The organism is Mesorhizobium sp. LSHC420B00 (genome assembly GCF_000503055.1).
GTDB lineage: Bacteria > Pseudomonadota > Alphaproteobacteria > Rhizobiales > Rhizobiaceae > Mesorhizobium.
Map to the genome: position 1 here is coordinate 1 of NZ_AYVY01000020.1, position 23,184 is coordinate 23,184.

The 23,184-nt window shown below is 62.3% G+C and carries 20 protein-coding genes and 2 pseudogenes; 11 read left to right on the forward strand and 11 right to left on the reverse strand.

The window, feature by feature from the left end; all coding sequences use genetic code 11:
- A partial coding sequence (locus X760_RS63015) for a pentapeptide repeat-containing protein (RefSeq protein WP_031194523.1) occupies window positions 1–441 on the reverse strand: 441 nt, incomplete at its 3' end.
- 432 nt (window positions 442–873) lie between these two features.
- Between X760_RS63015 and X760_RS75090 the strand changes: the two genes are divergently transcribed.
- Complete coding sequence (locus X760_RS75090) at window positions 874–1,197, forward strand: glycosyltransferase family 9 protein (protein ID WP_245278661.1); 324 nt, start codon at window positions 874–876, stop codon at window positions 1,195–1,197.
- A 649-nt stretch (window positions 1,198–1,846) separates the two neighbouring features.
- On the opposite strand, the gene X760_RS63020 is transcribed toward X760_RS75090, so the two are convergent.
- Complete coding sequence (locus X760_RS63020; protein WP_245278662.1) at window positions 1,847–2,710, reverse strand: alpha/beta hydrolase; 864 nt, start codon at window positions 2,708–2,710, stop codon at window positions 1,847–1,849.
- Between the two features lie 362 nt (window positions 2,711–3,072).
- On the opposite strand from X760_RS63020, the gene X760_RS63025 reads away from it, so the two are divergent.
- Window positions 3,073–4,122 carry a hypothetical protein gene (locus X760_RS63025; RefSeq protein WP_245278663.1) on the forward strand — a complete coding sequence of 350 codons (1,050 nt, stop codon included), beginning with the start codon at window positions 3,073–3,075 and terminating at the stop codon, window positions 4,120–4,122.
- Window position 4,123: 1 nt separating this feature from the next.
- Window positions 4,124–5,596: an FAD-dependent oxidoreductase gene (locus X760_RS63030; protein ID WP_023720887.1), complete on the forward strand. Its 1,473-nt coding sequence runs from the start codon at window positions 4,124–4,126 to the stop codon at window positions 5,594–5,596.
- A gap of 39 nt (window positions 5,597–5,635) precedes the next feature.
- On the opposite strand, the gene X760_RS63035 is transcribed toward X760_RS63030, so the two are convergent.
- Both X760_RS63035 and X760_RS63040 read right to left on the reverse strand, forming a co-directional pair.
- Window positions 5,636–6,106 (reverse strand): YbhB/YbcL family Raf kinase inhibitor-like protein, encoded by a 471-nt coding sequence (locus tag X760_RS63035; RefSeq protein ID WP_023720888.1) that lies wholly within the window; start codon window positions 6,104–6,106, stop codon window positions 5,636–5,638.
- A 49-nt stretch (window positions 6,107–6,155) separates the two neighbouring features.
- Window positions 6,156–6,593 carry a DUF2267 domain-containing protein gene (locus tag X760_RS63040; RefSeq protein WP_023720889.1) on the reverse strand — a complete coding sequence of 146 codons (438 nt, stop codon included), beginning with the start codon at window positions 6,591–6,593 and terminating at the stop codon, window positions 6,156–6,158.
- 266 nt (window positions 6,594–6,859) lie between these two features.
- On the opposite strand from X760_RS63040, the gene X760_RS63045 reads away from it, so the two are divergent.
- Complete coding sequence (locus X760_RS63045) at window positions 6,860–7,339, forward strand: Hsp20/alpha crystallin family protein (protein ID WP_023720890.1); 480 nt, start codon at window positions 6,860–6,862, stop codon at window positions 7,337–7,339.
- A 90-nt stretch (window positions 7,340–7,429) separates the two neighbouring features.
- On the opposite strand, the gene X760_RS63050 is transcribed toward X760_RS63045, so the two are convergent.
- Window positions 7,430–7,858 (reverse strand): CBS domain-containing protein, encoded by a 429-nt coding sequence (locus tag X760_RS63050; RefSeq protein ID WP_023677862.1) that lies wholly within the window; start codon window positions 7,856–7,858, stop codon window positions 7,430–7,432.
- A gap of 272 nt (window positions 7,859–8,130) precedes the next feature.
- On the opposite strand from X760_RS63050, the gene X760_RS63055 reads away from it, so the two are divergent.
- The 4 genes and pseudogenes from X760_RS63055 to X760_RS63075 all read left to right on the forward strand — a co-directional run bounded on the left by X760_RS63055 (window position 8,131) and on the right by X760_RS63075 (window position 13,661).
- On the forward strand, window positions 8,131–8,874 hold the full coding sequence (locus X760_RS63055) for a phosphoribosyltransferase (protein WP_245278664.1): 744 nt from the start codon (window positions 8,131–8,133) through the stop codon (window positions 8,872–8,874).
- A 325-nt stretch (window positions 8,875–9,199) separates the two neighbouring features.
- Window positions 9,200–9,700: a DUF6496 domain-containing protein gene (locus X760_RS63065; protein ID WP_023678569.1), complete on the forward strand. Its 501-nt coding sequence runs from the start codon at window positions 9,200–9,202 to the stop codon at window positions 9,698–9,700.
- Between the two features lie 355 nt (window positions 9,701–10,055).
- A complete protein-coding gene (locus X760_RS63070) occupies window positions 10,056–10,943 on the forward strand; it encodes an arginase family protein (protein WP_198030528.1) in 888 nt (295 codons plus the stop codon).
- 194 nt (window positions 10,944–11,137) lie between these two features.
- Window positions 11,138–13,661, forward strand: a pseudogene (locus X760_RS63075) (NAD-dependent epimerase/dehydratase family protein).
- A gap of 109 nt (window positions 13,662–13,770) precedes the next feature.
- Here the strand turns inward: X760_RS63075 and X760_RS63080 are convergent.
- Window positions 13,771–14,544, reverse strand: a complete 774-nt coding sequence (locus tag X760_RS63080) for a glucose 1-dehydrogenase (RefSeq protein WP_031194526.1) — start codon at window positions 14,542–14,544, stop codon at window positions 13,771–13,773.
- 108 nt (window positions 14,545–14,652) lie between these two features.
- Window positions 14,653–16,071, reverse strand: coding sequence for an aminotransferase (locus X760_RS63085; protein WP_023720896.1), 1,419 nt, complete (start codon window positions 16,069–16,071; stop codon window positions 14,653–14,655).
- Window positions 16,072–16,368: 297 nt separating this feature from the next.
- Here X760_RS63085 and X760_RS63090 point away from each other — a divergent pair, with 297 nt between their 5' ends.
- Genes X760_RS63090 through X760_RS63100 form a run of 3 tightly spaced genes read left to right on the forward strand, consistent with a single transcriptional unit; the run spans window position 16,369 to window position 19,231 of the window.
- Window positions 16,369–17,286, forward strand: coding sequence for an ABC transporter permease (locus tag X760_RS63090; RefSeq protein ID WP_031194527.1), 918 nt, complete (start codon window positions 16,369–16,371; stop codon window positions 17,284–17,286).
- Window positions 17,287–17,310: 24 nt separating this feature from the next.
- Window positions 17,311–18,135 carry an ABC transporter permease gene (locus X760_RS63095; protein WP_023720898.1) on the forward strand — a complete coding sequence of 275 codons (825 nt, stop codon included), beginning with the start codon at window positions 17,311–17,313 and terminating at the stop codon, window positions 18,133–18,135.
- 22 nt (window positions 18,136–18,157) lie between these two features.
- Window positions 18,158–19,231 (forward strand): ABC transporter ATP-binding protein, encoded by a 1,074-nt coding sequence (locus tag X760_RS63100; RefSeq protein WP_023720899.1) that lies wholly within the window; start codon window positions 18,158–18,160, stop codon window positions 19,229–19,231.
- Between the two features lie 2 nt (window positions 19,232–19,233).
- On the opposite strand, the gene X760_RS0138845 is transcribed toward X760_RS63100, so the two are convergent.
- From X760_RS0138845 to X760_RS63110, 4 genes and pseudogenes are all read right to left on the reverse strand, one after another.
- On the reverse strand, window positions 19,234–19,635 hold the full coding sequence (locus X760_RS0138845) for a hypothetical protein (protein ID WP_031194528.1): 402 nt from the start codon (window positions 19,633–19,635) through the stop codon (window positions 19,234–19,236).
- Between the two features lie 5 nt (window positions 19,636–19,640).
- Window positions 19,641–20,918, reverse strand: a complete 1,278-nt coding sequence (locus tag X760_RS0138850) for a flavin monoamine oxidase family protein (RefSeq protein ID WP_031194529.1) — start codon at window positions 20,916–20,918, stop codon at window positions 19,641–19,643.
- Complete coding sequence (locus X760_RS63105; RefSeq protein WP_023720901.1) at window positions 20,915–21,991, reverse strand: extracellular solute-binding protein; 1,077 nt, start codon at window positions 21,989–21,991, stop codon at window positions 20,915–20,917. Before X760_RS63105 ends, X760_RS0138850 begins: the two co-directional genes overlap by 4 nt.
- A 114-nt stretch (window positions 21,992–22,105) precedes the next feature.
- Window positions 22,106–23,184, reverse strand: a pseudogene (locus X760_RS63110) (ABC transporter substrate-binding protein).

Below are 23,184 nucleotides of genomic sequence, written 5' to 3' on the forward strand. Positions count from 1 at the left end.
TTCTGCCTTTGTGAAATCAACATTGGTCAGATTGGCGTCCTGGAAATTCGAGCGCTGCATTTCCGCGCTCGCAAACACAGCGCCCTGCGCGTCCATACGGCTGAAGTCGGTCCTGTAGGCCTCGATTCTGTCGAACCGGGCGCCTTTGGCGGTCGAGTCGGCCAGGGAAGCACGCACAAGCGTTGCCTTCTCAAGATTTGCCGCAAGGAGATTGCTGTTCCTGAGGTCGGTCGAAGTGAAATCAACACCGAACAGGTTCGCCCCGCTCAGGTCCTGTCCTTCTAGGATGAGAAGCTTCTTGTCACACTCGTGCCAATTAACGCCAGGCGTCGCGGCTGCGTGGCAATTGTGAGCAGCAGTGGCGTTCTGCCAAGCAAACACAGTGCAAACCGCTAGAGCCAAGCCGGATGCGCCGTAAGCTCTGGTTCGCCTCAAAGTCATTGTTGCTGGACCTCTGCTACTCGCCGACACTCAACCTTACCACATCTGCTGACACTCGAGCCACGGTGACCACCGCCGTCACAGTTAGCGCATTTCTCATATTCAAGCTTTGATGTTGTTCCACCGATCAACCCGCGCGTAGGGCGCGATTTGCGAGCGCCTCCCCATATCATCGGCGGTCCAGCAGAGATTCATTTGTCACCGGCCAGGCGCATCATTCCGTAGGTATGCTTGACTAAGCCGAGGAGAGCGGTCGTTCAGGCTGGCGAAGTCGCGTGCCAAGATTGGCCTCCGCTCTGGACGTTTGTCTCGCTAATTGGGAGCCTGCTCGAGTGCAGACCGCCACCGCCGGCGTCCGCTGCCGACAAGCGTGAATCCGCTTGGTTCCGCACCGGTCGGTACTTCCCGACGGCGAGGTTGACCCGGCACGGGGTGCTAGTCGCACTGACGGCATTGCTTGGCGACGCCGTTATCTTTCTAGCAAATGAGAGTGGTTCCATGCATCTGGCGGCATCAGTAGGGACTCCTGTCGTCGGCCTTTACGGCTTGACACCGCCGGACATATGGGGGCCGCTCGGAGTTCCGCATCGGATCGTGGCGCCTCGGCTGCCCTGCCAATGCGCTGCTCCCAACTTGTGCAAGCCGAACAATCCCGGTGGCGTCTACTGTGTGCATCGCGTGCGAGTAGAGGAGGTCACCACAGCTACCCTCGACCTGATCGAGTTCGAAACGCTCAAATCAATACCGAATCGTTAAGCTCAGCTCAGCTAGTTCGTTGAAGCGGCGGACCTAACAACTGGCCGGATCGACGGCGAGCGGCCTAGGTCCATCAGATCAAAGCCGGGCCTCGATCCAGAACCGAGATATCGTAAACTACACTCTGCGTCTCATGAACGGCCAAGTCAGCAAAATACCCCTATTCACCCCCGCCGTCGGTTACTGCTCATCGCCTTGAGATAGCCTCTTGCGAGTCGACAATCGCCTCCCGCGCTATGACAATGTCTTTCCGGGTGAGAGCATTGCATTCCCTCGCAAGCGCGATTCGAACCGTTATTGCGCGTTCATTTTCCGCAAGACGGCAGCGCGTTCCCGGATAACGAACATTCGATCCCAGCTAACGGCAATCGCATCCCACATAACGACAACGGATTTCCCTGTTAATTCACCGGCGGCCGCGAATATTCACGCAAATCTGGTCGATATTCCCTGACGCCTCGCGCAGGAAATCTCCCACTAAGTAGCTGACATCGCTACAAGATATTGATGTTCTGCCCGCCCAAAGCGCGCATTTCGCACAAATATCCTGCTTTTTGCCTGTTAGCAGGAAATCAAACGGAGACTGGTTCGCCACAGACCGGTCGGTTCACCATGCTTTCAATAGGTTACCCGAGGGATGCATCGGTCATCAGCCGTGGACGCGTGCAAGGAAGTCGCGCACCAACGCAAGCGCCTCATCGAAATGGGTTTCCAGTAGCCAGTGGCCGGCGCCATCGAGGAGGTGGAACTCAGCTTGCGGTAAGTCGCGTTTGTAGGCGCGGGCCGATGCGGCCGGCATATAGCCGTCCTCGGGACCCCAGACGATCAGTGTCGGCGGTTGCCGTTTGCGCAGATAAGCTTGGTATTTCGGGAACCAGTTGAGGTTCCCCTCCAGCTTCTCCATCAGGCCGACCGCAAGCCGCCGACGGGCTGGCGTGTCCATCAGAGGCCAATGGAGTTTCCACAGATCCGGTGGCACGCGCTCGGCCACGGCCTCGCCAACTTCACCGATGAACTCGTGCCGGAAGCCCTCCTCGCTGACCGCATCTTCCAGCGGGCGATGCTTCTCGGACGTCTTGTCGTTCCAATACATCTTGATGGCTGCGTATTTCGGGCCGAGCACGTCTTCGTAGATGTCGCCGTTCTGGATGATAAGCGCGGCAACGCGCTCCGGATAGGCGATGGCGTGGCGCAATCCGATCTGCGAGCCATAGTCGTGCAGCCACAGCGCATAGCGGGATAGGCCGAGCGCGTCAGCGAAAGCCGCCAGAAACCCGGCATAGGCATCGAAATCGTAGCCGAATGCAGCCATGTCGGGCGTGGCGCTGTAACCGAAGCCAGGAAAATCCGGCGCGAACGTGTGCCAGCGATCTGCCAGTCCAGGCATCAGCCTTCGAAACTGATAGGACGAGCAGGGATAGCCGTGCGGCAGCAGAAGCACCGGAGCGTCGGCCGGGCCGTCCTCGCGAAAGAAAATAGCGTCTCCGTTAACTTTGACTTGGCGGTGTCGCAATTTTGCCTCCTCGATCGAAAGGCTGCAACCTCCCGCATCCCGTTGTTTACGATGCTCTCGCTGGAAGGTTCCGTGGAAAAATAGACGCGGCAACTGACTTCCAAAACACAAATACGGTGACAGTGCACTTTGTCTTGTTCGCGCGATTGTCGCTTTCTGTACTGCTCCGCTCGGCCAGTCCGGGCATGAGTTCGGGCCACGTGGTCCCCGCACCGTCCAAGGCCAATTCGCAAACTTATGACCAGGCGGAGGGTTCCCGGTCGCGCCGTTGAAAGCGCCAAGGAACCTGCCGCCGATCAGATCGTTTCGCGGTATCTGGCCAGATCGACAGCAACGGAGGAGAGACATGCTCGAAATTCTGCATGCTCACAATCGCGCGACACCGAACATCGGCCGGCTCGGCCAGTTCGGGCTTTGGCACGATGCTGCGTGACGTCGACTACGTCCTGCGAAAACTCGACTCGATGCGCGCCGAAGGCATCTGGCCCAACGGCTTGCGATATCTGTGGACCGATGCATTCGGGGTCGTGCTCTACGTCTCGCTTTACACAGAAACTGGCGAACAGCGCTGGCTGGACGCGGCCGAGCGGCTGGTCGCCGATGTCGAGCGTGTGCTCGGCCGCCGGCGCGGACTGAGGATCGGCGAAGCGGCCGATCGCGACGGCCAGTACTTCCACTATCTCGCGATGTGGCTGTTCGCCTTGGCGCGCCTCGGCGATCTGAAGCCGGAATACCGCAAGCGCGGCATTGCGCTGGCGCGTGACATTCACCCGGCATTTGTGGTCCCCGGCCGCGGTGTGATCTGGAAGATGCAGGAGGATCTAAGCAGCCCATATCCTGGCTACGGTCTCGGCAGCATGGATGCCTATGACGGCTACGTCTCTTACCGGACGCTCGATGAGGACGCACTGGCGCCCGAGATCGCGCAAATGCGTGATCTGATGCAGCGCGATTGGCGCACCCTCGACATCGAGCAGGACCTCGGCCTCGGCATGATGCTGTGGCTCGCCCATTTCTTTCCCGACGAGCCGTGGGCCGAGGCCCAGACGAGGCGTTCCCTGCGAACCCTGGAAACGATATGGGTCGACCCGCCCGGCTATTTCAGCCGTGCGCCATGGCTGGGCGACACCAAGTTCGCCTTCACCAATTACGGCGTTTCGCTCGGCCTGCAGGCCGCCGGTATCTGGCTGGGGCGTGTCGATAGGCTGAACGCCTTCTTCGAGGACTGGCGCTCCGGCGACGAATACGACCGCGAGGCGATCACGTGGGTGATGGCCTGCACCTCACATCTTCCTGGTGCTTTTCTGACCCGGGGCGGCGAGACAATGATTGAAAGCGACCAAGCTCGGGAACGTTCCTCTGCCGGCGCGGTTGTCGATGGAAGTGCACCGAGACGCAAGGAACGCGGTTGAAATGGCCATTCTCTTGGGAAAACCGGGAAGCTGTTGGGTGGCGGCAGCCAGATCCACGAACTATCCCCAGCTCGAAGGTTCGATCCATGCGGACGCCGTTGTCGTGGGGGCTGGAATTGTCGGGCTGACGACGGCGCTTCGGCTTTGCGAGGCGGGCCGATCGGTGGTCGTCCTCGAAGGCCTGCGCACGGGCGGCCAGGTGACCGGCCGCTCGACGGCCAAGATCACCACGCAGCATACGCTGATCTATCGTCATCTCATCGACACTGTCGGCCGGGAGTTGGCCCAGGTCTACGCCGATGCGAATTCCGCCGGCGCCCGACAAATCCGCGATTGGGTTAACAACTACGCCATCGCCTGCGATCTCGAGAGCAAGGAAGCCTATACCTACACCTGCGACGATCGCCGGCGCGCGGAGGTCGCGGCCGAGGCGGAGGCCGCGCGCCAGGTCGGGCTAGAGGCCGAGGTTCTCGAACGCGCACCGCTGCCTTTCGAAACGGCCGCGGCATTACGGTTCCCCGACCAGGCGCAGTTCAATCCGGCGATGTATCTGGTTGGTCTGGCGGAAGCGGTGACGGCCCGTGGCGGTCGGATCTTTGAAAACAGCCGCGCCACCTCGATCGACGAAGCAAGCCGCTGGCGCGTCGTCACCGATGGCGGCGCCGTTGATGCCGGGCACGTCGTCGTCTCCACCAACATGACGGTGAAGAGCCCCGTCGGCATGGCGAACCGGACGCAACCGCGCTGCCACACCGTGATGGCCTTTCGGACCGATGATCCCCTCCCTGTCGACGGCATGTTCATCGGCATCGACGAGCCGACGCATTCCATTCGCACAGGCCGTGATGCCGAAGGTCCACTGCTGGTCACGCTTGGCCCCAAATTCAACACCGGCTGGGATGGCGACGTGGCGAAGCGGTTTGTCGAACTGGAAAAATGGACAAGAAAGAACCTTCCGGTCGGCGACGTCGCGTGGCGCTGGTGCAATGAGGATTATGATACGGCCGACAGGATCCCATACGCCGGCGAACCCGATCCCAAGGCCGCCGGCTTCCACATTGCCACGGGCTTTAACGCCTGGGGCATCACCAACGGAACGGCCGTGGGCACGATGATAGCCGACCTGATCTGCGCCCGCCCGAGCCCATGGCAAAAACTCTACGATCCGGCGCGGCCCTATCCCGAGGACTTCCACAAGAATGGCCGCAGTCAATCGATCGTCTCGAGCACCCACGACATTGCGCCCGGCATGGGTGGCGTGATCGTCAGGGGAGACGAAAAGATTGCGGCCTGGAGAGACACCGAAGGCGCACTCCAGGCGGTTTCGGCGACCTGCACCCACAAAGGCTGCACCGTAACCTGGAACAATGCGGACCACACCTGGGATTGTCCCTGCCACGGCTCGATCTTCGCCGCCGACGGTTCGGTCATCCACGGCCCTGCCCGAAAACCGCTTGCCCAGATTACATTGTGAAGGCGGCCACTGTGAAGGCGGCGATCGGCGCGGCCCGCGTCACGCCGGCCGTTCGTAGGTTCCGACCAACTCCGTCTCCTCCAATGCGTGTTTCTGGGCTTGCTTCCAGACCTGATGCACGCCCGCCTGTCCTGGTACGCTGAGGCTCGGCACATCGAGCGCGGCCAGTAGGAAGTGGTAATGGTGGACGCCGTGCCCTGCAGGCGGCTGCGGACCATCGTAATAGGCATTGCCGAAATCGTTGGTGCCTTGCCTGAGTGCCGACGGGCCGGGCTTGCCGTCTTCGGCCTCGGCGAGTCCGCCGGCATCCGGCGGGATATTGAAGACCGCCCAGTGCGCGAAAACCCCGCTTGGTGCATCGGGATCCTGCACGACAAGAACAAGGCTCTTGGTACCATCCGGAACACCGGACCACTTCAGCGGCGGCGAGACGTTCTGGCCGTCACGCGCATATTTTTCGGGAATTGTTCCGCCTGCCGGGAACGCCGGGCTGATAAGGGTAAGTGGCATTGCTATTTCCCCAAGGAGGTTGCGACCGAGAAACCCGCGCCGGCGCCGTTCACGCCGCTTGTTGAGCTTCGGCGACGCGTCTGATCTCTCCTGGCAGGGATTCCCAGACCTTGTGCATCTGTCCTTCTCCGACGTGATGGGCGAGCACCTTGGACACGACCCTGAAGGCATCCTTGGAATCGACCGGACGGGTGAATTCCAGCTCCGCCTTGATCTTGGCCAGAAACTCGTCGAGCGACCGCACCTTCTCGGGAGCTTTGGAAGGCTGATATTGGTCATAGAAGGCGCCGCGCACCAGAATCGGCAGCTGCGAGCCGAGGTGGGCTGCAAGGTCCGGGTGCATACGGTCGCGCAGCGCGTGCAGCACCGCGCCGAGAACGTGCCAGTCGACCTGCCGATCCGGTCCAATCTCGTCCATGATCTCGTCGAGCCAGGTGTTGGTGGTCTGCAGCGTCTTGTCGAATACGTCGAGTCCGGTGGCGTTCATCGAAATCCTCCTTCCGTTCAAATCCGACTACGCCCGATGTGACCAAACAGCCGTACCTGCCCGTTGTTCCCCGATGGGCATCTGACGCGCATTCATTGTCGGAGGTCCCGTCATGAAGGAATTTGGGCCGGCTTTTTGCCGCTGTTTTTTCGACCGCCTTTCTTGGCCGGCGCGCTCGGAACATCCTCCTGGGCGGACGAGTTTTATTTGCCGTCGCCGATCACATGGCGACGAGTGATGCAGACACGAAAAACAGGAGAAGAACCATGGCACATCACGATTTGGCGCCCAGGACGCCATCGCGCAGCCTCTACCCATCCGCGCGAGACCCGCTCACGTCATTTCACCGGCAGATTGATCGCCTGTTCGACGACTTCTTTGCGCCAATGGCCGAAGCGACTACGGCCGGCGGTCTTTGGCCGAGCGTCGACGTATACGAAACAGACCAAGCCTATAAGGTCACCGCCGAATTGCCGGGGCTCGAGCAGAAGGATGTTGAGTTCGAGCTGCGCGACAACACCCTCTCCATTACGGGCGAGAAGCGTTCGGAGCACAAGGAAGGCGACGGTGGCCGCACTTACAGCGAACGCAGTTATGGCCGATTTCAGCGGACCATCCCCCGAGAAACGGAGATCGATGCCGATAAGGTGCAGGCCACTTTCAGGAACGGCGTTTTGGCTGTCGAGCTTCCGAAGAATCCCGCTGCAAAGGACAAAACACGCTGCATAGAAGTGAAAGCGCGATAGTTGCCAAACTGAAGGTTGCCTGATCAGGCGGCGTTCAGCCCCTGTGGAAGGAGAGCGGCGAGCACGGCGGCAACCGCTCAGGGCGAGCGTCTAGCGCCGGGGATCGTCCGTCGCCTCGGAAACGCCTTCGAGAGCGATCTTGGCGGCTTCCTCATCGGTCCGCCCGAGGTCGGCCAAGGCAATGACGCCGACGAGGCGCTTGTCGTGGTTGATCACCGGAAGACGACGCACCTGATGCTTGGCCATGATCTTCGCCGCATCGGTGATATCGGCATCGTCGAAGCACCAATAGACATGCTCGGACATGACCTCGCGAACGGTCGTGTTGCCGGCTGAGCGCTCCTCGGCGACGCCGCGCATCACGATGTCGCGGTCGGTCACCATGCCGACCAGCCTGTCATTCTCGCCGACCGGAAGGGCACCGAGATTGTCGGCCCGCATTTTCCGGGCGGCATCCCTGATTGTCGTGTTCGGGCCGACCAGTTCGGTCCGACGGCTCATGATCTCCTGAACTTGCATGGGATATTTCCTCTCTCTGATTGCTGAGGCAACAAGTTGCCAAAGGCGCTGTTGCCGCGCATCGCGAGATTGCCAGCTGGCCGGACGAGGCTGCGATCGCTATCCTCTCGATCCCGCGCCAATGCACGTACCGGCACCTCGCGATCGAAACTATTCTTGGAACGTCCAGGCAGCGAGCGAGTTCCAAAACGGTAACCGGCGTCGCCGCCATCCCACGGGATGTCGCCGCAGGCTGGTGAAAAACATCCACCGGAAAAACAGATGCACGCGGATTGAAGATCCTGGCTATCATCTTTTCAGATCGCCGCGAGGCCGGGCGGCGACTCGCCGGAGAGCTCGTTCGCTTTGCCGGGCGCGACGACGTAACCGTGTTGGCGCTGCCCAGAGGCGGCGTGCCGGTCGGCTACGAGGTCGCGCAGGCGCTCAAGGCACCGCTCGACGTCTTCGTCGTGCGCAAGCTCGGCGTCCCCGGTCACGAGGAGCTGGCCATGGGAGCGATCGCGCCCTTCGGCGTACGCGTCCTCAACGACGAAATCGTCAGCAGTCTCGCGATCCCGCCACATGTCATCGACGCGGTCGCCGCAAAGGAGGAAAAAGAGCTTCTGCGCCGCGAGCACCTCTATAGGAACCGGCGACCCCCACCGCAGTTGAATGGACGAACCATTATCCTCGTGGATGACGGGCTTGCGACCGGATCGACCATGCGGGCCGGGATCAAGGCGCTGCGAAAAAACCACGCCGCCCATATCGTCGCGGCCGTTCCCGTCGGTAGCCCCGACACTTGCGACGCGATGCGGGCGGACGCCGACGAGGTCGTTTGCGCGACGACACCAGAGCCGCTGCTCGGTGTCGGGCGGTGGTACGTGGATTTCTCACAGACGAGCGATGAAGAGGTCCGCGCGCTCCTCGCCAGGTCCGTGCCCAAGCCTTCCGCTTCCGACAAACCTGCCGCTTCCGAAGAGGAATTGGCTGGGCACGCGAGTGCGGGTCCGGCGCCTGGCACCAGATCGACATAGCGGAGGTGGATATGGACCGGGATAGCGAGCACGTCGTGCATGTTCCCGCGGGGCCTATCACGCACGAGGGCAATCTTTCGTTACCCCGGATGCCCGCGGCCTTGTGCTCTTCGCCCATGGCAGCGCTGGACGAAGTCGCGGATCTCGCGAGCCGATGGTTCTTGCGCCATCTGATTTCGGACAGATCGGCGTCCACGTCCTGACAGCTGGAGGTTGGATCACCAGTCCCGGGATCATTTGCGTCCTCAACGCGTTAAGGTCCTCGTAAAACAGCGCGCAGCTGCAACCCAAATGGCTGTCGCAACCCCTAGTTGGGAGAAAGACAATGCCGGACAAGAAAACCATCGAGAAGGCCCGAAAGGACAAGCGCGAGGGCAAATCGCCGAGCACGCAGGCCGGCGAGTTCGTGCACGAGGAGATCGATAAAATCCGCCGCGGCGAGCACGGCGCGCGCTCGACCCAGCAGGCTATCGCCATCGGGCTTTCCGAGGCGAGACGCGCAGGCGTAGACCTGCCCCCGCCCAAAAAGGGCAAGGTGAAGGAGAGCACGCGCAAAAGCGCCGAATACGCCTATGAGGCCGGCCAGGGCGAACGCACGCCGAAACGCCGCCCGCGGGTCTCGAAAGCCGTCTCCAAGGTGCTCGAGCACGAGCCGAAGAGCACAGCGTCGCACGAGGCGCTGGCGCAGCAGGCAAAGCGTGCGGCCTCGCGCCGGACGGCTGAGGAGCGTTCCGCAGCCGCAAAGAAAGCCGCCGAGACGAAAGGCGCCAGCGGAAGGAAGGCGGCGGCGCAAAAGGCCGCCAGAACGCGGGCACACCACGCATAGTTCAAAGATGGCAGTTCGGCTCTAGGAAACCCGATATGGCCCAAACGACCGGTATCGAGCTCCGCTCCTGCAGCGTGGGACGGTGCCGCTGCCCAAGGCGAATCAGTGACTGCATCTGCGGGACAACATCGACGTCTTCGCTCGAAATGTTCCCTTACGCGTAACACCGACCCAGAGGTACTCGGCGGCAAGGCCCCGGAGGTACTCGGCGGCAAAGTCGACGGGAGACCGGGAGGAAAGCGCAGCCTGTTTCTTGAGCAGATGCCTATTGCCCACAACGCGGAGAACTCTGATCATGTCCTCAGTAGCCAGCACGACAATGCCACGAACCACCCCTCAGGCGAGACATATCGCTTTGCTCGGCGCGCCCTCTAATCTTGGGCTGATGCCGCAGGAGGGTGAGCCGGAGCCCGGCGCATGGAAGGCGCCGGAGGTACTTCAATCGCTTGGTCTTGCCAACCGTTTGGGCGCCGGTCCGTTGCGCACGGTTCGGGCTCCGCCCTATCGGCCTGAGGTGGACCCTGCGACGGGCGTGCGCAATGCCCAGGCGCTGCGCCAGTATTCCGAGACGCTTGCCGAAGGCGTCGGCGAGGAGCTGAACTCGGGAGGGTTCCTGCTCATACTCGGCGGCGATTGCAGCGTGTTGCTTGGCCCCGCGCTCGCGCTACGGCGTCGTGGCCGCTACGGCCTTATCTTTTTCGATGGGCACACGGATTTCAAATTGCCGGATACGTCGCCCTCAAAGGGAGCCGCGGGCATGGATTTGGCCTTCGTGACCGGCCATGGACCGAAGCTCCTGACCGATTTCGGCGAGCACACTCCTTTGTTCCGTGAGGCCGACGTGGTCGCATTCGGCTACCGCGATGTGCAGGACCCCGCGACTTACACGTCCAAGGCCGTCTTCGACACCGATGTTCACCGGATGGCTTTGGCTGAAGTGCGGCGGCGCGGCGTCGCCGATGCTGCACGCGTAGCGCTTGACGCGGTCGCAGGGCAGGACGTCGAGGGTGTATTCGTTCACTTCGATGTCGACGTGCTGGACAGCGAGATCATGTCGGCTGTCGATACGCCGGAAGCCGGCGGTGTCTTGCCCGACGAAGCCGTCGAAGCTCTTCGCACATGGTGCAATGATTCACGCGTGATTGGGATGGAGGTGACGATCTATGATCCCGACCGCGATCCAGATCGTCGCTGCGGCAAGCTGCTGATCGACATTCTGACTGCTGCACTTCGCGACCGGTAGGCCAATGGCAGTCGTCCTGCACTTGTGCACGAATGCAATCCGCCGGAGCGAATGGCAGTCGGTCTGACGGATCGCCGCGCGCATCCATTCCGTGATGCCACCTCATCGGGAACCGTTCTCAACGAACATGGTTCCGAGTGTGCGACTGAAAGCATTTGGCCCCTTTCATCTCGCTACCGCCAAGGAGATTCGCCATGACCGGCAAAACCCGTCCCACCGTCCTGATCACAGGCAGCAGCGGGTTTCTGGGCCAGGCCATCGCTCGCGGCCTGACGGAGCGCCACGACATCATCGGCCTTGATGTTGCCAGGCGGTCCTTGCCCGGCGTCGAGACGATCGAGATCGACCTTACCTCGGATACGAGCGCGGCGAAGGCGCTGGCCGAGGTGCGCGAACGGAGTGGCGGCCGCATTGCCTCGGTGATCCATCTCGCGGCCTATTACGACACGACCGGCGAGGATAATCCGAAATACGGCGCGGTGACCGTCGAGGGAACGCGCCGGCTGCTGAACGCGCTGAGGGGGCTCGAGACGGAGCAGTTCGTGTTTTCGAGCACGTTGCTGGTGCATGCGCCGAGCCCGGCGAAGGGCGCCAAGATCAACGAGCGATCGCCGATCGATCCGGCCTGGGCCTATCCGAGATCGAAGGCCGAGACCGAGACACTGATCCTGAAGGAGCACGGCGACATCAAGGTTGCGATCCTGCGACTGGCGGGTGTCTATGACGAGGATTGCCACGCCGCCTTCATCGCCCAGCAGATCGCCCGCATTTTCGAGCGCATGCCGACCGCCTATCTTTTCACCGGCGACATCACCACCGGCCAGCCCTACCTCCATCTGGACGATCTCGTCGACGCCGTAGTGCGCACCGTCGACCGGCGCAGCGAGCTTCCCGACGAGACCGTACTGCTGATCGGCGAAGAGCAGACGCCGTCCTACGACGAGATGCAGAAGCAGATTGGGCGGCTCCTGCATGGCGAGACCTGGCGGACCCTGTCCCTGCCCAAGGAGGTGACTAAGCTCGGCGCCTGGATGCAGGAGAAGGTCCTCGACCAGGAGACCGACATCAAGCCATGGATGATCGAGAACGCCGACGATCACTACGAGATCGACATCTCCCGCGCCAGGCTGCTTGGCTGGAAGCCGCGGCACAGCCTGACCGCTACCTTGCCGGAAATGATCCGGCGGCTGAAGGCGGATCCCACCGACTGGTACAAGAAGAACAAGCTTGAACCATCGGCGGTCGCCGCTTCCGCGCCCGAGCTCGACCAGGCCGCCGAACGGCTGCAGCGTCCGCTCGAGCGCTCGGACGACGAGGTCGAGGCGGAAACCGAACGCCACCGCAACGCTCTGGGCGCCACTGACCAATGTTGCGATCGGGCTGTGGCTCGTGGCGTCGCCCTTCACGCTCGGCCTGTTCGATCCCGCTTCAGCACCGATTCCGCCGGCGCTCGGACATGAGATCGCCTCGCCGGAGACGCGCGACGGCAGGCTCGGCATCAGTGAGATCGTATCCGGCCTCGCCATCCTGTCGCTGGCGCTTGTAGGCATGCGCCGGCGCTGGCACGGGCTGCAATGGATCACCGCCTCGATCGGGGTTTGGGTGATGTTCGCGCCGCTCCTGTTCTGGACCACCAGCGCCGGAGCCTACGCGACCGACACGCTGGCCGGCATGCTGATCGTCGCGTTCGCGGTGATGGTCCCGCCAACGCCGGGTATCAGCCGGCGTGCCCTTGCCGCCGATGACGACCGGCCGCTCGGCTGGAGCTATTCGCCCTCGCTCTTCACCCAGCGCATTCCCATAATCGGCCTCGCCTTTGTCGGCCTGTTCGTCTCGCGTTATCTCGCTGCCTATCAGCTTGGCCATATCGATGGCCTTTGGGAACCGTTCTTCGGCCCGGGCGAAACGCCGGCCGGCAATGGCAGCGAGGCGGTGGTCACCTCCTGGGTCTCCAAGGGCTTTCCGATCGCCGATGCCGGTCTGGGCGCCTTTGCCTATGCGCTGGACATTCTCGCCGGCGCGATCGGCGACCGCCGCCGCTGGCGCACGATGCCGTGGATGGTGCTTTTGTTCGGCTTGCTGGTCGTCCCGCTCGGCGTGGTCAGCGTCAGCTTCATCATCATCCAGCCGCCGCTCATCGGAGCGCTGTGCACGCTCTGCATCGTCCAGGCTGCCGTCACCGTCGTGCTCATCCCCTATTCGGTCGACGAGGTGCTGGCGAGCTGCCAGTATCTTTGGCGTGCGAAACAGGCGGGAGAGCCGTTCTGGCGCACATTCTGGTGCGGAGGCCCGGCACTTTCGGAGGACCAGACGCCGGCGCCGGATCTCGACCGGCCGCTGTCGGAAGTGGCGCGGGACTTCGTCACCGGCGGTGTGAACTTCCCATGGACCCTAGTCGCCAGCACCCTCGCCGGCGCCCTGCTGATGATCACGCCGCTCGCCTTCGGCACAAGCCCGCCGCTCTACTTCAGCGACCATGTCACCGGCTGCCTGGTCATAATGGTCGCCGTTACGGCGATGGCCGAAGTGGCGCGCGCCGTCCGCTTTCTGAACATCGCGCTTGGAGCCTGGATCGCCCTCTCTCCCTTTATCCTCGCCGGCGGTGCGGCGGCGAGCCTCGCCAATCTGGCGATCGGAGCGCTGCTGGTCGGGCTCAGCCTGCCGCGCGGCACGCGCAGCGCTGCGCATTATGGCGGCTGGGACCGAGCCATCGTCTAAGGGATGTTCAGCAGCGCTGGACGTGTCGAGATGAGGGTCGCCGAAGCTAGCCAAAGGATGGCGGCGCGGCGCCCTGATCGTGCCCCAACAGCGACCGCGACGCCCGCGCTCACACCGAGCCGGTCATGCCGCCGTCGACATAGATGATCTGGCCCGTCATGAAGCTCGATGCGTCGGAAGCCAGGAAGATCGCGGCGCCGCCCAGTTCGTCGACTTCGCCCCACCTTGCCAGCGGTGTGCGCCCGACCAGCCAGCGCGAAAACTCGGCGTCTTGCACCAGCGCCTCGTTCAGTTCTGTCCGGAAGTAGCCTGGGCCGATACCATTGACTCTGATGCCGTGTGGGCCAAGCTCGGTGGCAAGCCCCTTGGTCAGCATTTTCATCGCACCCTTCGATGCCGTGTATGGCACGATCGAGGAACGCCCCAGTTCGCTTTGCACCGAACATATGTTGATTATGGATCCGGTCTTGCGGGCCATCATCGAGCGGACCACCGGCCGGGTGACATAGAATGCACTGTAAAGGTTTGTCCGCATCAATCTGTCGAACATGTCGAGCGGGAAATCGGCGAATGGCGCGCGGTGCTGCATGCCGGCATTGTTGACGAGAATATCGATCGGGCCGCGCTCTGCTTCCAGCCTGCCGATTTCACGCTCGACGTCTTCAGCCACGGTCACGTCGAAGGTGGAGCCGATCGCCTGGATACCGGATTCGGCCAACGATCCGAGTGCCTTTTGAACGTGGTCTTCGTCCCGCCCATTGATGATCACCGTCGCGCCGGCGCTCGCCAGCGCCTTCGCCATGGCAAAGCCGATTCCGCGGCTCGATCCGGAGATGAAAGCGGTTTTGCCGGCGAGGCCGAACAGGTCCGATAGGTCGGTCAATGTTTGTTTCCCAGAGATGCGGCCAGATGCAGGCGATCGAGGCCCTGCCGTACATCGTAAGCGCGAACGACCGCTGTCAGCAATGGCGAGATTGCCGGCGATAAACGCTTATCCCCGCCAGACGCCTTCCCGGCGCAGATCGTCCATCGTGCGCGAAATGCCTTCGCGCAGGATCGACACCATGTCGTCGATCTGCTCGCGCGTGATGATCAATGGCGGCGACATCACGCACATGTTAATCAGCGGCCGGACCAACAGGCCGAGCTCGTGGCAATGCGCGTCGATGCGTTTGCCGACATCCTTGTCGAGCTGCAGTGGATCCTTGCTGTCGCGGTCGGCGACGCATTCGACGCAGCCCATCAGCCCCATGCCGCGCACCTCACCGACCAGCGGCAATTCCTCCAGCGTCTTCAGTTGCGCCTGGAAGTAGGGCGCGACCTCGCGCGTATGGGCCAGCACGCTTTCGTCCAGAATATCGAGGTTCTTCAGCGCCACCGCGCAGCCGACCGGATGGCTGGTGTAGGTCAGGCCATGGCCGAACATGGCGTCCGGATGGTTCGAGCGGCGCAGCTCCTCCAGCAGCCGTTCCGAAAGGATGACGCCGCCGAGCGGGAAATAGCCTGAGGTCACCCCTTTCGCAAAGGTGATCATGTCGGGCTCGATGCCGAACACCTCGCCGGAGGCAAAGACATGGCCAAGCCGGCCGAAGGCGGTCACCACCTCGTCGGAAATATAGAGGATGTCGTTGTCGCGGCAGATCGTCCGGATGCGCTGGAGATAGCCCTCCGGCGGCACGATGACGCCGCCCGACGCCTGCACCGGCTCGCCGACGAAAGCACCGATCCTGTCGGCGCCGACACGGGCGACCATATCGCGGAATTCAGCGACCAGCGCATCGGTGAAAGCGGCAACGCTCATGCCCTTCGGACGGCGGAACGGATCGGGTGAGGACAATTTGACGACCAGCTCGTCGGCGCCGTCCATCCAGTCACGGTCGCGCGGACGCCCGTTAAGCGAAGCAGACAGATAGGTCGAGCCGTGATAGGCGCCGCCCCGGCTCAGGATCAGCTTCTTTTCCGGGCGACCGCGCACATTGTTGTAAAATTGCATGAAGCGCAGCGCCGTCTCGACCGCCGAGGAGCCGCCGGTGGTGAAGAAAACATGGCTGAGATCGCCCGGCGCGTGGCCGGCGATGCGCATGGCCAGTTCCGCCGACGGCGCGTTCATCGTGTACCACGGCGTGTTGTAGGACAGCGCCATCGCCTGGTCGTACATCACCTTGGCGAGCTCCTCGCGACGGTGGCCGACATTGATGCACCACATGCCGGCCGGCCCGTCGATCAGCCTCTTGCCGGTGGCATCGGTGATATATATGCCCTCGCCCGCGCCGATCAGGGCGCGTGCCTCCGCGCCGACCGAGCCGGCGAACGGCCAGGGCTGGACAAGATGGCGCTTGGCCAGTTCGACGGCATCCTGAGCGCCGGCTCCAGCCATTTCGGTCGAAGTGACATCTCTTACCGCCGCCATCGTCGCCTCGCATTGTATGCCGCAATTCAACAGACACAGAGCTAGTCCACACTCCAGGAAAGCTCGGCTTTCTTCGTCAATTTTGAATGGCCGTTCAATCAATATTGCAGAAATAGCGCTTGATTTCAATCCGCCGATGCGCTCATGATGAAAGAAAGCCGGCAAGCTCGGAGCACGATTGCGCCCTGGGCATAAAAGTGGGTACAGATAGCCGGTTCCAGCAATGGGATGCCGCATGGCAGGACAGTCCGCGCCAGCAACCGAAATCACGCCGGGGACCCTGCCCGAGAGCCTGCAATGACAGCGGCCGCGGAAGGGTCGCCCGCTTTCGGTATGACGCGGGCCAGGCGCAATGCCCTTCTGCAATCCGAACCCGTTCAGGGCCTTGCCCTGATCAGCCCGACCCTCGTCTACGCGCTGATACTTCTGGTGCTGCCGATCCTGGCGGTCATCGCGCACTCCTTCTGGACGAAGAATTACCTCACTGTCGACCATACCTTCACGCTTGAAAACTACCGCCTCGCGCTGACCGAGCCGATCTATCGCGACCTGCTGTGGCGCTCGCTCTACATCTCGCTGACGGTGAGCTTCTTCACGGTCGTGCTCGCCTATCCGATCGCCTATTTCATCTCGTTCCACGGCGGCCGCCACAAGAGCCTGTGGCTGTTCCTGATCACCATCCCGTTCTGGACCAGCTATTTGCTGCGGGTAATGTCGTGGAAGGTCATCCTCGGCTATAATGGCGTGCTCAATTCCGGCCTGATGGGCCTTGGCATCATCGACGAGCCGTCGACCGCGCTGCTTTACAATTCGACTGCCGTCATCATCACGCTGACCCACGCCTGGGCAGCCTTCGCCATCCTGCCGATCTTCGTCTCGCTGGAAAAAATCGACCGCACGCTGGTCGAGGCGGCCACGGACCTCGGCGATGGCCCTGTCCGTTCCTTCCTGCGCGTGACGCTGCCGCTTTCGGCGCCCGGCATCATTTCGGCAGCGCTGATCGTCATGATCCCGACGGTCGGCGATTACGTCACGCCGAAGCTTGTCGGCGGCAAAGACGGCGTCATGATCGCCAATGCCATCCAGGCGCAATTCGGCAAGGCCTCCAATTGGCCGCTGGGTGCTGCACTCTCCGTCACCACGATGCTGGTTGTGACGCTGATCGCAGGCGCCACGGTTCTGATCATCCGTGCCGCCCAGCGGCTGGCACGATGAGGCTGGCGCGATGAGGCCGGCGCGATGACGGCGATGCGCCGCTTGCTGCCGGGCCGATTGCTGCCGGCCTATGCGTTCCTCTACGTCGTGTTTCTCTATCTGCCGGTTATCTTCCTGCCGATCTTCTCCATCAACACCGCCGCGACGCCGAAATTCCCGCTCTCCGGCTTCACCTTGAAATGGTACCACGACCTGCCGCGCACGCCGGCGCTGCTCGACGCCACCTGGAACAGCCTGGTCGTCGGGGTATCGGCTTCCATCCTGTCGACCGTTCTTGGCATCCTCGCCGCGCGCTCGATCACCCGCTACCGCTATCCCGGCCGCCGCGCCATCAACGGCCTGATCATGGCGCCGCTGGTACTGCCCGAAATCATCGTTGCCATCTCCTTGCTACTGGTGATCCTGCAACTCGGTTTGAGCCTGTCGCTGTTCACCGTCGTGCTTGGCCACGTCCTGGTCTGCGTTCCCTATTCAATGACGGTGCTGACCGCCGGCTTCGAGGGCTTCGACCGCAGCCTGGAGGAAGCCTCCGCCGATCTCGGCGAGAGCGCCTTCGGCACGTTTCGGCGGGTGACGCTGCCGATGGTGGCGCCGGCGATCATTTCAAGCCTGCTCGTCTGCTTCACCATTTCGCTCGATGAGTTCCTCATCGCCTTCTTCCTGACCGGCACCGAGGCTACACTGCCGATCTATATCTGGGGCCAGTTGCGTTTCGCCGCGAAACTGCCCGGCGTGCTGGCGCTGGGCACGCTGTTGCTGGTTGCCTCGTTTCTTTTGATGACCATCGCCGAAATCCTGCGCCGCCGCGCGGCCAGACGCACCCAGAACGAAGGAGGCCTCCATGCCTGAGCGGCCCCAAATCGAGCGCTCTATGATCGAGATCCGCAACGTCACGCGCAGCTATGGTTCGTTCAAGGCGCTGGACGACGCCTCGCTGACCATCAGAGAGGGCGAATTCTTTTCGCTGCTTGGCCCGTCCGGCTGCGGCAAGACCACGCTGTTGCGTATGATTGCCGGTTTCGACAACCCGACCAGCGGCTCGATCTCCGTCGATGGCCAACCGATGGAAGGCATCCCCGCCAACCGCCGGCCGACCAACATGGTGTTCCAGAGCTACGCCATCTTCCCGCACCTCAATGTCGAGCAGAACGTCGCCTATGGCTTGAAGCGGCTGAAGCTGGCCGGCACGGAGGAAAGGCGCCGCGTCGAGGAAGCCCTCGCCCAGGTGTCGCTGACCGGCCTCGGCAAGCGGCTCGCCACCGAGCTTTCCGGCGGCCAGCGCCAGCGCGTGGCGCTGGCCCGCGCGCTGGTGATGCGCCCAAAAGTGCTTTTGCTCGACGAGCCGCTGTCGGCGCTGGACAAGAAATTGCGCGAGCAGATGCAGGTCGAACTGCGCCGCCTGCAGCAGGCGGTCGGCATCACCTTTGTCCTGGTAACCCACGACCAATATGAGGCACTGGCGATGTCGGATCGCATCGCAGTGATGTTCGGCGGCATGATTGCGCAGGTCGCATCGCCGAAGGAGATCTACCAGCGGCCGGTCAATCGCCAGGTGGCCGACTTCCTCGGCGGCATGAATTTCGTCAAAGCGGAGATCGTCGAGGAGAACGGCGCCTCGCTGGTGCTCGACACGCTGGGCTTCGGCCGCGTCAAGACCGACAAGCCGAAAGCTTTTGTGCGCAATGGCGCCGCCGCGACGCTTGGCATCCGGCCCGAGCGCCTGCGCGTTCTGTGGGACGATGCGACGGCAAAATTCGAGGTCGCCGGCAAGGTGGTCGAGCGCCATTATTTTGGCGAGATCACCCATTTGATCGTCGAGATACCAGGGCTGGAAAAGCCGTTGTCGGTGACCGAGACCAACGACTTCGGCGCCGACGACATTCCGGTCGGCACCACGATCCGCCTCGCCTACGACCCAGAGGCCTTGGTGGCGATGGCAGATTGACGCTATCTCACCTCCAATTCGGCGGACAGATAGTCACTTAATCGATGGTCGCCTGCCTTCTTTGAATCCTCCAGCAGCATTTTAAGATCATCAATGTCGACCAATCCATGGTTCTGCAAATAGACGACTGTAAGCTCCGGGTCGAACCCGCACTTGAGATTACCCAATTGGCTAAGCACGTGATAATGCGCACGGTCGCCGGACTTCCAAACAGCAAATGAGTTGATCGGCCAGCCGCCCTGAAGGTCAGCTTTAAGTGAGCTTGCCGAGTATTCGCAGACCTTCTTTAAGGTATTGTCGAGTTCACCAATCTCGATTGGGTGGGGCGCCGAATAATAGCCAGCCGCAAATCCTGTAACTGCCATGACGGCACCGGTGAGTACGATCTTCGAGACCGTTTTCATACCGCTCAGATCTCCTCGATCAACCGCCGCGCCATTTTTCGCCCGGCGACGATTGCACCCTCGACATAGCCTGGGAATGACGGCGACAGCTCCGACGAGGCGAAATGGACCGGCGGCGCGCCGGCGCGGATGATGCGTTCGGCATTGGTTGCCGTCGCATCGACGATAAGGTCGCTGTAGCCGCCACCGCTCCAGCGATCGTCCGTCCAGTCACGGTAGCTGAGATCGGAGAAGCCAGCCGCCTCGGCGCCGAGCGCTTGCTCCAGTTTTGACGTCACCTTAGCGCGCAGTTCCGCCTCGCCCAGTTCGCGCCAGCGCCGGGCCAGCGGCCCGCCGATGAAGACGACAAGTGCTGGATGACCGTCGTCATTGCCGGCGTCGCAGGCAAAAAGCCCGTGCGGATCGCGCCACATCACCATGCCGCTCAAGCCCCTGTCGCGCCAGAAGGCCGTGGGATAACGCGCCAGCATCTTGATTACCGCGCCGCTTTGCCAGACGCCGAGCGCTGCTTCCAGCGCAGCCGGCAGCAGCGGTACGAAATCCAGTCTCGACGCCATCATCGGCGGGACTGCGACCAGCACCGCTCGCGCCTCGATTGAGCCTGCGGCCGAGACGACGCGAACCCCTTCCGCTCGACGCTCGATGGTCTTGACCGGCGTGTTCAGCCGCAGGCGACCACCGAGGTCGCGGGCCAGGTCGTCTGCCAGCGAATGCATGGTTTCGCGCACGAAATACTGCAGTTCCGACACCTCGTTGGTGATGCGGCGGTCGTTGTCGATCAGGTACCACAGCGGCAGCCTTTCCATTGCCAGGCACCAAAGGCCCTCGATCAGCGAATGAAAGACCGCCTTGGCTTCATCGGGATCATTCTGGCGATCGAGCCATGCCGCGACGGTCAAACCGGCAATGGCCGGATCGTCCGGTGCAATCGCGTTCATCCGCTCGCGTATTCGCAAGGCGGTGCCATAAGTGCGCTCGGCTTGCGCCTCGCTCATCCGCGGTTGGGTGATGAATTCGCCGGCGAAATGCGTCCCGACCAGCGTCTTGCCGCGTGCCCGCACCAGCGCCATCAGTTCGGGCATGTCCTCGCACAGGAACTGGCCGCCGCTGTCGATGCGCTCGCCGAGCCCGTTCGGCATGGCTTCGACGCGTCCGCCGACGCGGTCGCGGGCTTCGAGCAGCACGAAATCGACGCCAGCGTTGTTCAGCTCATGCGCCGCCGACAGGCCGGTGAAGCCGGCGCCGACGACGACCACCTCGGCTCGTTCGATCTCGGACGTCAATAGCCGACCTTGATCTTCTCGAATTCGGCGATCATCCGCTGCTTGAGCTCCGGCGCCACCGGCTGCTGGAACAGCGTCTTGTCGAGGAACTTGTCGAGATCGTCGAAGCCGCGCTCGGCCAGGATCTTGGGATCGATCGCCGCCATGGCAGCGGCGTTGCCATGGCCATAGCCGAACGTCTTGACCAGATAGTCGGATACAGCAGGCGCATTGACAGCGTTCAGGAAATCATAGGCCTGGTCGAGATCACCCGGTGCGTCCTTCATCAGCACATAGCCGCACACCCATGTCGACAGGCCTTCCTTGGTATCGCGGTTCATGGCGATCGGCACGCCTTGGCCCTTGAGGGTGACGAAAGTCTCGTTCCAGCCCCAGGCGAGATCGACCTCGTTGCCGGAGAAGGCCTGATTGATATCGGTGTCGTCGGTCCAGTAGAAGCGGATGTTCTTGTGCACGTCACGCAGAAATGCCGAGGCGCCCTTGAACTGCGCGTCGGTCATCTTGTTCCAGTCCTTGAGGCCGATGACCAGGCTGGCCAGCGCGTAGGCGTCGTCGACATTGTCGCCAATGGTAACGCGCCCCTTGAACTTCAGATCGGCAAAGATCCTGAGCGACTGCGCCTGATCCGGCGTCACATTGTCGGTGCGGTAAAGCAGGGCCGTATTGCCCCAGTCGAAAGGCATGAACCAGGCCTTGCCGTCAGCGGTGGTGGCGAGATCCTTCATCGCCATGATGCCGGGATTGAGATCCTTCCAGCCGGCGATACGGCTGGTGTCGAGCGGCTGCAGCATGCCGGCCTCGCGCCATTTCACCACGCTTTGCGAGCAGGGATGCGCAATGTCCGCCTTGAAGCCGGCCCGCATTTTCTGAAAGGCCTCTTCCTCGTCGCCGAAGAAGGCGAAGGTCGGCTCGGCGCCTTGTTCGGCGGTGTAGGCCGGATGCAGCAGCGGGTCCTCATAGCCCGACCAGTCGAACACGACGAGGTCGCCGCCGCCTGCCGCAAGTGCCGCGACTGTGCCTGCGCCGATTGCGCAGGCCGCGGCGATGGCCAGGCGGCGAAGCACGGAATTCATGGCGCAAAGCTCCTCATCGCGGGAAACACCGCGGCGACGTTAGGAGAATTCGGGAGCTTTGGCGAGCCCGTCCGCCCGCTATGTCCGTGGGCAGACGGGCCAGGCGAGGAGAGCTCAATAGCCGGCTTTGATCTTCTCGAACTCGGCGATCATCTTGAGCTTGAGATCGGATGGAACCGGCGACTGGAACAGCGTCTTGTCGACGAACTTCTGCACATCGTCATAGCCTTTCTCCTTTAGTCGACGCCGGCCATGCCATTGGCATTGGCCTGGCCGTAGCCCCAGTCCTTGACCAGGACCTTGGCGACTTCCGGATCGTTGACGGCGTTGAGATAATCATAGGCCTTGTCGGCATTGCCGGGCGCATCCTTGAACAGCACATAGCCGCAGACCCAGGTCGAAATGCCCTCGTCGGTGTCCTTCTTGGCCTTGATCGGCACGCCGGCGGCGACAGACTGCACCGTCGCGTCGTTCCAGGCCCATGCGAGATCGACCTCGCCGCCGCTCAACAGCTGCACGATATCGGTTGAGTCGGTCCAGTAGGAGCGGACGTTCTTGTGCACCTGGCGCAGGAAGCCTGATGCCTGTTTGAACTGGTCGTCCGTCATCTTGGTCCAGTCCTTCAGGCCGATGGCGAGACTGGCCAGCGCGTAGGCGTCGTCGACATTGTCACCGACGGAAACCCGGCCCTTGAACTTCGGATCGGCGAAGGCCTTCAACGACTGCACGTCCTTCGCATCGATCTTGTCGGAATTGTAGGTCAGCTGCGTGTTGCCCCAGTCCCAAGGCATGAACCAGGCCTTGCCGTCGGCGGTGGTGGCGAGATCCTTCATCGCCATTATGCCGGGATTGAGGTCTTTCCAGCCTGATATCTTCGAGGTGTCGAGCGGCTGCAGCAGGCCGGCCTCGCGCCATTTCACCACGCTTTGCGAGCAGGGATGGCCAAGATCGGCCTTGAAACCGGAGCGGACCTTTTCGAACGCCTCGTCCTCGTCGCCGAAGAAGGTGAAAGTCGGCGAATCGCCGTTCTTTTCGACATATTTCGGATGGAAGCCGGGCTCCTCGTAGCCAGACCAGTCGAACACGACGAGATCCCTGTCCGCAGCCAGCGCCGCCGCCGAAGCGGCGAGCGCTCCGGCCAATGCCAATGTCAGCGTCAATGTCAGCGTCGGGCGTCGCGTCATTGTCTTCAT

Bases quoted from the DNA above. Each gene is read 5' to 3' on its own strand.
- X760_RS63050 (WP_023677862.1), bottom strand. From the start codon at position 7,858: ATGCAAGTTCAGGAGATCATGAGCCGTCGGACCGAACTGGTCGGCCCG.
- X760_RS63090 (WP_031194527.1), top strand. From the start codon at position 16,369: ATGACAGCGGCCGCGGAAGGGTCGCCCGCTTTCGGTATGACGCGGGCC.
- X760_RS63095 (WP_023720898.1), top strand. From the start codon at position 17,311: ATGACGGCGATGCGCCGCTTGCTGCCGGGCCGATTGCTGCCGGCCTAT.
- X760_RS63025 (WP_245278663.1), top strand. From the start codon at position 3,073: ATGCTCACAATCGCGCGACACCGAACATCGGCCGGCTCGGCCAGTTCG.
- X760_RS63100 (WP_023720899.1), top strand. From the start codon at position 18,158: ATGATCGAGATCCGCAACGTCACGCGCAGCTATGGTTCGTTCAAGGCG.
- X760_RS63030 (WP_023720887.1), top strand. From the start codon at position 4,124: ATGGCCATTCTCTTGGGAAAACCGGGAAGCTGTTGGGTGGCGGCAGCC.
- X760_RS0138845 (WP_031194528.1), bottom strand. From the start codon at position 19,635: ATGAAAACGGTCTCGAAGATCGTACTCACCGGTGCCGTCATGGCAGTT.
- X760_RS63065 (WP_023678569.1), top strand. From the start codon at position 9,200: ATGCCGGACAAGAAAACCATCGAGAAGGCCCGAAAGGACAAGCGCGAG.
- X760_RS63085 (WP_023720896.1), bottom strand. From the start codon at position 16,071: ATGGCGGCGGTAAGAGATGTCACTTCGACCGAAATGGCTGGAGCCGGC.
- X760_RS63040 (WP_023720889.1), bottom strand. From the start codon at position 6,593: ATGAACGCCACCGGACTCGACGTATTCGACAAGACGCTGCAGACCACC.
- X760_RS63105 (WP_023720901.1), bottom strand. From the start codon at position 21,991: ATGAATTCCGTGCTTCGCCGCCTGGCCATCGCCGCGGCCTGCGCAATC.
- X760_RS63035 (WP_023720888.1), bottom strand. From the start codon at position 6,106: ATGCCACTTACCCTTATCAGCCCGGCGTTCCCGGCAGGCGGAACAATT.
- X760_RS63045 (WP_023720890.1), top strand. From the start codon at position 6,860: ATGGCACATCACGATTTGGCGCCCAGGACGCCATCGCGCAGCCTCTAC.